This window comes from Streptomyces sp. 142MFCol3.1 (assembly GCF_000424945.1).
Classification (GTDB): domain Bacteria; phylum Actinomycetota; class Actinomycetes; order Streptomycetales; family Streptomycetaceae; genus Streptomyces; species Streptomyces siamensis.
In genome coordinates, this window is record NZ_AUKV01000007.1 from 175,545 (window position 1) to 187,150 (window position 11,606).

6 protein-coding genes are annotated in these 11,606 nt (G+C 72.5%); all 6 read right to left on the reverse strand.

What is annotated here, in order from left to right; all coding sequences use genetic code 11:
• Positions 1–13 precede the first annotated feature (13 nt).
• The 6 genes from H305_RS0112235 to H305_RS0112260 all read right to left on the reverse strand — a co-directional run bounded on the left by H305_RS0112235 (position 14) and on the right by H305_RS0112260 (position 11,356).
• Positions 14–943 carry a peptidase gene (locus H305_RS0112235; RefSeq protein WP_028800638.1) on the reverse strand — a complete coding sequence of 310 codons (930 nt, stop codon included), beginning with the start codon at positions 941–943 and terminating at the stop codon, positions 14–16.
• Entirely contained in the window at positions 940–2,262 is a 1,323-nt protein-coding gene (locus tag H305_RS0112240; RefSeq protein WP_028800639.1) for an ATP-grasp domain-containing protein, read from the reverse strand. The genes H305_RS0112235 and H305_RS0112240 overlap by 4 nt, the downstream gene beginning before the upstream one ends.
• A complete protein-coding gene (locus H305_RS49345; RefSeq protein WP_051370554.1) occupies positions 2,259–6,131 on the reverse strand; it encodes a non-ribosomal peptide synthetase in 3,873 nt (1,290 codons plus the stop codon). Before H305_RS49345 ends, H305_RS0112240 begins: the two co-directional genes overlap by 4 nt.
• Before the next feature lie 308 nt (positions 6,132–6,439).
• Positions 6,440–7,660 carry an MFS transporter gene (locus H305_RS45585; protein ID WP_051370555.1) on the reverse strand — a complete coding sequence of 407 codons (1,221 nt, stop codon included), beginning with the start codon at positions 7,658–7,660 and terminating at the stop codon, positions 6,440–6,442.
• Between the two features lie 213 nt (positions 7,661–7,873).
• The gene (locus H305_RS0112255) at positions 7,874–9,550 is read right to left on the reverse strand and encodes an NAD(P)/FAD-dependent oxidoreductase (RefSeq protein WP_037763582.1); all 1,677 of its coding nucleotides are present in this window, start codon (positions 9,548–9,550) and stop codon (positions 7,874–7,876) included.
• Positions 9,551–9,679: 129 nt separating this feature from the next.
• Positions 9,680–11,356 (reverse strand): NAD(P)/FAD-dependent oxidoreductase, encoded by a 1,677-nt coding sequence (locus tag H305_RS0112260; RefSeq protein ID WP_199791387.1) that lies wholly within the window; start codon positions 11,354–11,356, stop codon positions 9,680–9,682.
• Positions 11,357–11,606: the final 250 nt, after the last annotated feature.

An 11,606-nucleotide genomic window follows, 5' to 3' on the forward strand; every position in this document is an offset into this window, starting at 1 on the left:
GTGGTTCCCCCGGTCACCCGGCGACGGGTGCGTGACGGCGCCCGGCCGGTGTCTGGCGGGCCGTCGGCAGATGACGGTCCAGGAACTCGGTGACGATCTCGATCTGCCGCAGGATGTCCTCCAGCTGGCAGGGCGTGGGGGTGACGCCGTGGCCCTCCAGCGCGCTGTTGCCGGTCTTGAGGTGGACGGGCGCGGCGGCGCGTACGAACTCGGGTGCCTCGTAGGTGCGGACGAAGCCGCCGGACAGGCGCGGATTGTCGACGTGGCAGTCCAGCGGGATCGACACGGCCGCGCGGATCGCGGCGATCATCGGCAGCGGAAGGTCGCGCACCGGGTTGAAGCTGTTGGCGCCGAGCATCTCCAGCATCTGCGCGGAGCTGGGGTTGCCGTGTCCGCAGTGCGCGGAGACCTTCAGATGGATCCCGGCCGGCAGTTCGCCCGCGGTGCGCAGCCGGTGCAGCACCCACAGCAGGCCCTCGTCGTAGACGACGAAGCCACGGATCCCGGCCTCGATGCCCCGTTTCACGTCCTCGACGGCACGCACGACCTGCTCCTGGCCGCGCAGCCGGTATCCGATGCGGGCGCCCTCGGGCGTCTGGACGCCCGCTCCGATGTCGTACGGGGCCCGGGGGCCGACCGACATCAGGATCTGGGCGCCGTACTCCTCCCCCAGCTGTGCGTAGGCGCGCAGTTCGCCGGCGGTGTGCCGGTACATGCCGCGGGTCTCGGTGACGCGGTTGACGGTCAGTCCCCGGCGGCGGCTCTCCGCGAGGAGGGTCTCGGCCGCCTGCGCGGAGTTGACGGTGGGGACCTCGATCCGGAAGTGGCACCCGTCCTCGAAGGTGCGGGCGGACTCCTCGGCGGGCGCGGCGTCGCGGTCGGGCAGGCCGAGCCGGTCGAGCTGGGCGCGGGTCTGGGCGAACAGGACGTTCGTGGCGTTCATCGCGTCACCTCGATGCCGAGCTGGGCCGCTGCCCTGGCGACGATCTCCTCGGCGACCCCGATGGAGGTCGCGTGGTCGGGGTGCACGACCTGCACCTCGCCGAAGTTGCCGAGGTTGCCCCGGCAGGGGGCGAGGACCTCGGTGTCCGGGAGGTTCACGGTCAGCGCGTGCAGGGCGTCGCCGTACTCGGCGGCCCAGTCGAGGGCCGGCGGGCCGGCGGGCCTGGGCACGGTGTCGGCGGCGCCGAACCAGCGGACCGTCGCGTAGCGGTCGAAGGCGATGTCGCCGGTCTCCACCTCCTCGTCGAGGTGGACGCGCACCAGGAGCTCGAACGGGTCGCCGCCGCCCGCCAGCTGGAACAGGTTCGGCAGGCAGGAGCCCATCAGGCGGGGGTTGAGTTCGATGAGCCGCGGCCGCCCGTCGTCCGCCAGCATGATCTCCACGTGGAAGATGCCGAGGCGCAGCCCCACGGCCAGGACCACGGACTCCGCGAAGGCCATGACCCGCTCGTACGTGTCGGCGTCGATGGCGGCGGGGATCGTGGTGCCGACCTCCAGCGCCTCGTGCCGGTGCCAGGTCTTGCGCTCGCTGACGGCGAGCCGCAGGAAACGTCCGTGGGACAGGCCGAGTTCGGCGGACAGGAACCGTCCGGTGAGGTACTGCTCGACGAGCACGCCGTCCTGGTAGGGCGCCCGGCCGGGCCGTACGGTCCGCCACAGCTCCCGCATGCGGTCCGCGTCGGGGACGATGTGCGCGCCTTCGCTGGCCGAGCCCCTCGCCGGTTTGAGGACGACGGGATAGCCGGTCCCGGCGGCGAACGCGGCGGCCGCGGCGTGGTCGGTGACGACGGCGTGCCGGGTGTCGTCGACGCCGGCCGCGGCGAGGACCTCGCGGCAGCGGTGCTTGAGTTTGGCCGTGGCGGCGCCGTCCGCGCTGGTGAACGGGACGCCCAGCTCCTCGGCGATGCGGGCCACCGGCACGACGAGGGCGTCGACCGTGGCCACGAAGGCGTCGATCGGCCGCTCACGGTGGATGCCGTGGAGGCAGGCCCGCAGCGACGCCTCGTCGGTCGCGTCGTCGAGGACGTGCACCGTGTCGACGTCCTGCCGGTAGGGCGAGGTGGTGAAGTCGATGTGCTGGGCGCGTTCCATGCGCAGCGACCGGACGAGCGTGACCTCGTGGCCGAGCCGCCCGGCCGCCCGGAAGGCGGGGGCGTTGCCGGTCTTCCAGGTCACGAACACCACGTGTCGGGCTCCGCGCGCGGTGCGCGCACCGGTGGGGTGCGCGACGGCCGGGTGCCCACTGGCTGGGTCTGTCATCTGACCTTCCTTGTGAATCGCTGGCCTATGCGTACGTAGCCCGGGGTGTCCGTTCCGGGCGTGGGGACGAAGGAGATGGAGCCGGCGAGGATGTTCCGCTCGGACATGGAGGTGAAGCCGCCGGCTCCGGAGGACACGAGGTCGCCCTCGTCGAGGAGTTGCCAGTCGCCGTCGCGCCGGCGCTCGGAGTAGGCGTAGCGGAGGCGTTCGGGGCCGGGCAGGACGTCGAGCCGGTAGCCGTCGGAGGCGTAGACGCCGACGCAGTCGTCGAGGGGCGTTGCGAAGGTGCGTCCGGTGCGGACGAGCCCCTCGCCGGTGAAAGCGCGCAGGAGGTCCTCGTAGAGCCCGAAGGCGGGGTAGGCGTTGGTGAGGAGCAGGAGGAAGGACTGGTCCTCGGGGAAGATCTGGATGAAGTTGTGGTGGCCGCTGCCGTTGGAGTTGAAGCCGAAGGCGCTGGGCCCGAACATCAGCCAGCCGAGGCCCCATGCGTGCATGAAGTGGTGGCCGGGCACGTCGATCTGCGGGGTGCGCATCTGGGTGGCGAGTTCGGCGGACAGCAGGCGCTCGCCGCTCTCGGTGACGCCGTCGCGCAGCGCGAGCAGGGCGATGCGTGCGAGTTCGGGCAGGGTGAGGCAGATCGAGAAGGATCCGGCGGCGTCGTCGGCGATGGTCTGCGGCCCCGGTTCGTGTCGTACGTAGCGCCGGTCCGTCTCGTTCCACAGGTATCCGGTCGCCACGGCGCCGTAGTGGGATTCGGCCGTCCCGCTCTCCGGGACCGGTGTGATGCCGAGGGGGGTGAGCAGGAGGTCGTTGAGGGCGCGTCGCCAGGGGATGTCGAGAAGGTTCTCGACGAGACCGGCGACGATGGAGGTGCCGCATGCGGAGTACGCGAAGACGCTGCCGGGTTCGAAGAGCTGCCCGTAGGAGCGGAAGCCGGCCAGGTAGGTGTCGAGGTCCGGCAGCCGGGTGTCGTGCCAGACCTCGTAGGAGTCGTCGATCCCGCTGGTGTGGGACAGCAGATGACGGAGTGTCAGTGGCATGGTGCGGCCGTCGCGGCGGGCACATGCGCGGGGCAGCCGCCCGTCGAGCGGTTCGTCGAGGCCGACGAGTCCCCGGTCGACGAGGCGGAGTGCGACGAAGGCGAGGAGTGCCTTGGTGACGCAGGTGACGCGCTGCCGGGAGGCCGCCGTGCGGGCGGGTCCGCTCTCGGTGTCGTCCGTGCCGTGGTAGGTGAACTGAAGTGCCCCGTCCGCGTAGACGGCCGCCGCGGCGGCGGGGATGCCGTGTCCCCGGGCGGATTCGTGCAGGGTGTGGGCGACGGCGCGCAGGCGCTCGGCGGTGCCGGTGGCGGTATGCGCCTCGGGGGTGCGTACCCGGGCCCGGCGCAGCAGTTCGGCCTGGGCCCCGAGGGTGCGGTTCTCGTGGATGTCGGCGACCCGGATCACGGCCGTGCTCTCGTCGCTCAGGCGGGCGGCGAGGAGCGTGGCGAGCAGGGAGTGCCCGCCGACGGTGAAGAAGTCGAGGTCCGGGGAGAGCGTGGAGAGGCCGAGCAGGTCGCCCCACACCCGGGCGACGGCGGCCTCCTCGGGATCGCGGGCCGTGCCGCCGTCGTCCGTGTGCGCGGTGTCGCGTGCGGGACCCCAGTCGACGGTGCGGGCGGCGAGGGCCTTGCGGTCGACCTTGCCGTTGGGCAGCCGGGGCAGCCGGTCCTCGACCACGATCTTCGCGGGCTGCATGTAGTGCGGCAGCTTCCGGCGCAGCAGGGCGGACATGTCGTCGGCGGTGACGGGATCGCCCTCGAGGCCGGCGTAGCAGACGAGGAGGGTGTCGTCGCCGCGGCGGACCGCGAGGGCGGCCACGTCGCGCAGGCCGACGGCCTCGCGCAGTACGGCTTCGATCTCGCCGAGCTCGATGCGGAAGCCGCGCACCTTGACCTGGGTGTCCGCGCGGCCCATGAAGCGCAGTTCGCCGGTCTCGGTCCAGCGGACCAGGTCGCCGGTGCGGTACAGGGTGCGGACGGGCGCTCCGGCCAGGTGGGCGGGGGTGGGCACGAAGGCCGCCGCGGTGCGTTCCGGGTCGTCGAGGTACCCGGAGGACAACCCGGCTCCGCCCAGGTGGAGTTCGCCGATGGCGCCGCGGGGAACGAGGCGGCCCTGCGGGTCGAGCACGTACGCGACGGTGTTGGGCAGCGGCACACCGATGGTGGGCTGTTCGCGGACCGGGCCGGTGAAGGACTTCCACGTCGAGTACGTGGTGTCCTCGGAGGGTCCGTACAGGTTGAGCAGCCGTCGCACGGTGGTGTTTTCGAAGGCCGCGTCGACGAGTTCCCTGGAGAGCGGTTCGCCCGCGACGTTGAGGACGGCGGTGCACGGCGGGACGGCGGCCCGCTGGAGCAGCACGTTGAGGGCGCTGGGCACGGTGTTGACGAGGGTGGGCCGCAGGGTGTCGTCCTCGGTCAGCGCGAGCACGTTGTCGGCGACCACGACACAGCCGCCCATGGTGAGCGGGCACCACAGTTCGAACACCGACAGGTCGAAGTTGAGCGAGGTCGCGAAGAGCACGCGGTCGACGTCCTGCCGTGTGTACGTGTCCCACGCCCAGGCCAGCAGGGCCATCACGTTGCGGTGGCTGATGACCACGCCCTTGGGCCGGCCGGTGGATCCGGAGGTGTGGATCAGGTGGGTCGCGGCCGCGGCGCTCACGGCGACGTCCGGGGGGTCGGGGCGCTCGCCCCTGGACTTCTCCCACAGCTCGTCCCACGGCAGGGCGGTGGCGACGACCGCGCCGATCCGCTCCCCGGCCTCGGGGTCGTCGTGGACCACGGCGGCCATCCCGGCGGTGGCGGCGATGGCGGCGAGCCGGTCCGCGGGATACGCGGGGTCGAGCGGCACGTACGCGCAGCCCGCCTTGTGCAGGGCCAGCAGCAGACACACGGTGTGGTGGGAACGGGCGGTCGAGACGCCGACGCGCGCGCCGGGGGCGACGCCGTGGGCGAGCAGGGCGCGGGCGATCCGGTTGGCCGTGGTGTCGAGTTCGCGGTACGTGAGGACGGCGCCGCGCCACTCCACGGCGGGCGCGTCGGGAGTGCGCGCCGCCTGCGCCTCGACGTGGGTGTGCAGCGGGCTGTCGTCCGGGAAGGGGCGTGCGGTGGCGTTGACCTCGTCCAGCAGGAAGCGGGTCTCCCGCTCGCACAGGCGCAGTGCGTGGACCGGTGTACGGGGGCGGCGGACGCCGTCCAGCAGCAGGGCCTCGTGGTTGGCGGCGATGCGCGCCGCGACCTCGGGCGTGAAGAGTGCGGTGTCGTAGTGCAGGGTGCGGCGGCCGTCCGCGCCGAGTTCGAGCAGCAGGTCGAAGTCGGCCTCGGGCACCCCGTGTTGTCGACGGTCACCCGTGTCGTCCGCCGTGCCGTCGAGGATTCCGGCGCGCAGCCCGCCGCCGAGGCTGTCGGCGCGGTGCGGAGCCGGTCGCCCCGCGGCGGGCCTGGGCGGACCGGCGTCGGGTTCGCGAGCGCCGTGCGCCGTCGGGGGCGTCGTGTGGCACTGCTTCACGAGCGACGCCGCCAGGTCCGCGAGGCCGGTGTCCGCCCCGGCCCTCGACCGCAGCGCCACGACACGGCCGGGTGCCCCCGCCAGGCCGAGTGCGAGGTCGCCCTGCCCGCTGTAGCGGTGCAGCAGGGCCGCGAACGCGGCCAGGGGCAGTGCGGCGGCGCCCGTGCCGGCGTCCGAGGGCGTACGGGCGTCCGAGGACCAGGTGTGCGCGGCTCGGGGGGCGCCGGTGCCCCGGTCGCCGCGGGCGACGGGCAGCCGGAGGGCGGGCGGTGCGGCGGCGGACTCCGGCCGCCGAGCCGGGCGCCCGGTTGCGGCGGGCATGTCATCCACGGGCTGAACTCCTCGTTTTGTCAGGGGACTTGTGAGGTGGAGGCGACTTCCGTGAGCGGTCGGCACGCACGCCTACGACGCCGGGGCCGCGTATCGCACCGCCCCGCTGCGCTCGCGCGTACCGCCGCCGGGGCAGGACTCTGCGCGCCCCGGCACGGGATCACGTACCGGCACGGAGCGGGCGGTGACCGGCTCGGACGGGCTTCCAGGGAGGGGACTTCAGTGAAGGGGAGCCCGGCGTGGTGCGCCGCACGGCCCAGGGCTCCGGGCGCCCGTCGGGGCGTACGACGGGGAGTCGTTCACACCATGGCCGGGGTGGAGCGCTCCTTGCTGCGCCGTCGGGCCAGCGCCACCACCGCCGGCATGACGGAGCCGAGCGCGGCGAAGCCGGCCGCCATCACCACCCAGCCCACCGTGCCGTGCTCGACGGCGAGCCAGGTCAGCAGGGCGGGCGCGGCCATCTTGCCGATGTCGGCGCCCATCGCGTAGGTGCCCTGGTACTGCCCCTGGGCGTCGTCCGGCGCGAGCCCGAAGGAGATGCCCCAGCTGCCCGCCGACTGCCTGACCTCGCCGAGGACATGGACGAGCGCGCCGAGGACCAGCAGGGCCGAGGCGAGGAGTGCGGGTGCGCCCTCGGTCAGCGCGAAGACCAGGCAGGCGGCGCCCAGGCACCAGGACCCGGCGCGCGAGGCACGTGCGGCACCCACCGGGTCGTCGGTGCCGCGGGCGGCTCTGACCTGGAGCAGCACCACGGAGACCGTGTTGGTGAGCAGGATGACCGCGATCATCCAGCGCGGCGCGTGGGTGTGGCGCAGGACCCAGAGCGGGAGGACAACGTCCAGGAGGAGGTTGTGCATGGAGAGCAGCCCGTCGAGGACGACGAACGCCAGGTAGGGGCGGTCGCGCAGGACGACGAGTGCGGGTCCCGGCCGCGCGGGCTGCGGCGGCACGGCCGGCAGGAGCAGGGTGAGCAGGCCGGTGCCGAGGTACGTGAGGGCGTTGAGGACGACCGCTCCGCGGTACGCCGTCGGGGTGCCGACGGCGAGCAGGGCACCCGCGATTCCCGCGCCGACGGAGACGCTGACATTGGCGGCGGCGCGCAGTCGGGCGCGAAGGGTGACCCGCTCCGCGGCCGGCACCAGTCCGGCGATCATGGCCATGCGGGCGCTCCGGCTGGCGCTGTAGGCCACCGCCTGCACGGACATCACGATCACATAGGCGCCGAACCCGTCGACGAACAGAAGGACTGCGGTCAGCGGCCCGAGGGCCAGGAAGGACCAGATCTGCACGGGACGCGGTCCGACCCGGTCGGCGAGATGTCCGGTGGGAGTGCTCAGCGCCAGGGCCACCGCGGCGGCGGCCCCGGCACCGAGCCCGAACTGGCCCGGGGACAGCCCGAGTACGGCTGTCGCGTAGACGGCGTTGAGCGCCATCCACAGACCCTGGCCCATGGTGTGCACCAGGGTGATTCCGGTGAGGGTGCGGGCGGGGCCGCGCGGCGGGAGGATCCGGCCCGTCACGGTCGCACCGTCCCGCGCCGTCCACGCCACGTCAGGATCTCCGACATCACCGCGCACCTCTCGTTCAGCGCCATTGCCAACGATGGGTTCCGGAACGGGTTCCCTGTGGGGCACACCAATTCCGTACGCATTGAATTCTACACACGTTGACTTAGACGGCAAACCCTCGTGTCCCCAACGAACCTTGACGACACGTCAGCAGCAGTGCGGCAGTCAGAACAGCTTGCTCCCCTTCAGCCTCGCCTTGACGGCCTCGCGGCCGTTCTCCATGACCAGGCGGCGGACGACGGGGTCGGCGTCGGTGGCCGCCCAGCGCAGCATCTTCAGCAGGGTCTTGGGCCGCGGGTTCAGGAAGCGCACCTCGCGCTCGGCGTACCCGAAGTGCTTGGGCACGAAGTCGGCGGCAAGCAGCCGCTCGTACAGGAGGTCGGCGGCGTCCCCTGCGGTCACGGAACCGGCCTCGACGGCCTCGCACTGCTTCACCATCGTCTCGTACAACTCGGCGAAGCCGTCGTGGTCGGGCCAGTACAGACCGGGGTACGGGACGTCCTCGAGGTCCACGAAGTGCCGGTCCCGGCCGTCCTTGCGGAACTTGGTGAGTGCGCTCTGCATCCGGTACACGCCCGCGTTGGCTCCCCACGCCCAGATCCTGAAGACCGCGCTCCACAGGTCGTAGTCGCACCAGGAGATGAAGGCCGAGTTGACGAGCGAGTCGTTGTAGTCGAACAGCGACTGCTGGAGCCGGTCGACCGGGGCGAACCGCTCGCCGGAGAGGTCGTCGTCCTGGACGGCCTGCAGCAGCCGCCAGGCCAGCACGTTCAGGGCCTCGGTCGTGTTGGACAGACCGCGCGAGAAGAGCGGGTCGAGGAAACCGGCGGCGTGCGAGAGCAGGAACCAGCGGTCGCCCGCGGTCTGCTTCGAGGAGTACTGCAGGCGCCCCGTGGAGGTCCATTCCCGCACCGCCTTCATGCCCTCGAACTGCCGGACGATGTCCGGGAAGGGCGCGGCGAGCCGGGCGAAGTCCTCCTCGGGGCTCACCCCGTCGGGCTTGGGGAAGCGCCGCGGGTCGACGGTCATGCCGACGCTGCACAGCGGGTTCTTGGACCACTTGTTGTTGTTGAAACCGATCACCCAGGCCCAGCCGCGGTCGAACATGTGGTGCACGGTGCCCTCGTACCAGGGCACCGGCGGCCGCTGGCCGTCCGGGAGGTGGTCGAAGAGCCGGTCGGTGGGGGTCAGGTCGACGACGTGGTTCCAGATCGAGCGGGAGTGGTGCTGGAACCGGCAGGGGTCCTCGCGCAGCCCGAACTTGTCGGCGACCGGGGAACGGAAGCCGCTCGCGTCCACCAGGTAGCGCGCCCGGTACTCGCCGTCGCGCCCGGCCAGCGTGACGCCCGAGCCGTCGAAGTCGATGTCGGTGACGAAGAAGTTCTGGCGCGCCTTGCACCCGTACTTGACCGCCACCTGGAAGAGGTAGGAGTCGGTGTCCTGGCGGAACAAGTGGGCCGCCTCGTGCAGCAGTTGGGGCGGAGTGTTGAACTCGTTGACCTCGCGCGGGTTCTGCGGCGCGCCTTCGTGGTGCAGCAGGAACCCGAAGTGCCGTTTGACGCCGAAACGCGGCCCGATCGTGCGGGTGGTGTCGGTGAACGAGGCGAGCGCGGCGATCTCCGGCACGTCGTAGCGCTCCGCGAGGGTGCGCAGCGACACCAGGGTGAACGGGATCGTCGACTCGCCGATGGCGAACCGGGGGTGCGAACCGGCGTCCAGCAGAAGGACCTTGGTCCCGTGCCGGGCCAGGATCGCGCCGAGGAGGGAGCCGGCGACGCCCGATCCGAGGATCGCCACGTCGTACGTCTCCCTCTCCAGCTCAGATGTGCCCGTTGCGTTCACGTACGGTCTCCTTGTCGTCGGGTGGGACAGGACAGCGGCCGGTCCGCGTCGACGGCGCGGCTCCGGCCCGGTCCGCCGGAGCGGCCCGGGAGGTGCCTTCCGGTCGTGACCCGGAAGGCACCCGCCGGGTCACCCGGGACGGCGCACGCCGCGCAGCCGCTCCCGGATCAGCCCTCCCATGGCGCCCTTGAGCAACGCGCCGACCTCGTCGGGCGCATCCGTGCACACCCAGCGGGCGGCACGCGCGATACGCGCCGGGGTGTTGTGGAAGAACCGGTCGGCCGGGTCCGCCAGGCCGAGGGACGGCGGGAGGTAGTCGGCCCGCCCGATGGCGTCGAAGATCCCGTCCGCCGCCGCCTTCGGCGTGCGTGTGCCGGCCTCGACCTCCTCGCACAGGGTGCGGGTCAAGGAACCGAGGGAGTTGTAGTGCGCGCTGCCGGGAAGCGGGGATCCGGGGTGCCGGGTCTGCTCCAGGTCGCGGAAGACGGCGTCGTCGCCGCTCCTGCCGTACGCGGCGCAGGCGTTCTCCACGGCGAGCGCGCCGAGCACGGTGCTCACCGTCCAGGTCCGGACGACGGCGTTGAAGAGCTCGAAGTCGCGGAAGGAGACGAACGACGCGTACACCAGGTCGTCGTGCGCGTCGAACAGGGCCTGCTGGAGGTCCTCGACGTACTGGAACCGCCCGGTGGACCAGTCGCCCTCGTGCGCCGCGTCGATCAGGCGACGGCCCAGGGCGTTGACGACCTCCAGACTGTGGGCGAGACCGCGCGAGTAGAGGGGGTCGACGAAACCCGCGGTGTGGGACGCCAGGCAGTAGCGGTCGCCGACGACGCGCTTCGAGGAGTACTGCAGCCGGCCCGTCGCGGTCCACGGCCGGACGGGGGCGGCGTGCCGGAACTGCTCGGCCAGGTCGGGGAACCGGGCCAGCAGCCGGTCGAACTCCTCCTGCGGCGCGAGGCCGCGGGCCGGGTGCCTGCGGGCGTCGAGGGTGAGCCCGACGCTGCACACGCTGTTCGTGGAGCGCGGCTGGTTGTCGAAGGGGATCACCCACAACCAGCCTCCGTCGAAGACGTGATGCAGGGTGCCCTGGTGCCAGGGGCTCGGCTGGTCGTGCAGCCGCCCGGCGTCGGTCGCGTCGTACGGGGTCACGCCCGTCATATGGGTGAAGAGCGTGCGGGAGTGATGACGTGCCCGGGCCGGCTCCTCCCGCAACCCCAGTTCCCGCGCCACGGGTCCGTGCCGGCCTCCCGCGTCGACCACGTACTCCGCGGTGAACTCCTCGCCGGCCGCGGTCCGCAGGCTCACCCCCGTGTCCGCGTCGATCCGGAGCCCCTCGACGCGTGCGCCGGGGCCGGTGCGCACGTCCGCGCCGCGACGCCGCGCGACGGCCAGCAGATGGGCGTCGACGTCCTCGCGGAAGAGATGCGGCACGGGCGGTACGACGGAGGGGTTCACCACCTGGTAGATCTCGCCCGGATGCTGGCGCAGGTGCGGGCGGTGGTGGACGAACCCCATGTTGCGCAGCACCCCGCAGCGGGACGAGACCTCGCGCCGCACGCCGTCGAGGCTGGTGAGGTGTTCGACCTCGGGCACGCCGTAGCGCCGGGCCACCACGCGGGCGAGTGCCGCCGTGTACGGGACCATCGACTCCCCCACCGCGAAGCGCGGGGATTCCTCGCCCTCGACGAGGAGCGTCCGCACCCCGTTGCGCGCCAGGACCGCGGCGAGCAGGGGCCCCGCGAAGCCGCCGCCGATCACGGCGACCTCGTACCTCGTGCGCGCACTGTCCTTGCCGGTCACGTTCACGTGCCTCACCGCCGCTCGGCGTGCAGGAATTCTCGGTGGGAAGAATTCTACAGAGAATGACTTATTCGTAAAGAGCGCGTCGGACGGAGCCGCCCACCAGCGCCGAGCGGCACGCGCACGAGGCATGAGGGACGACACGCGAAGGGGCGAGGGTTCGCGTCCGAGCGGGAACGGCCGGGCGCACGACGACGGCGGCGAACGGCACGGCGCCGCGCGGCGAGCGCACCCTCACCGACGCCCCGCCGCACCC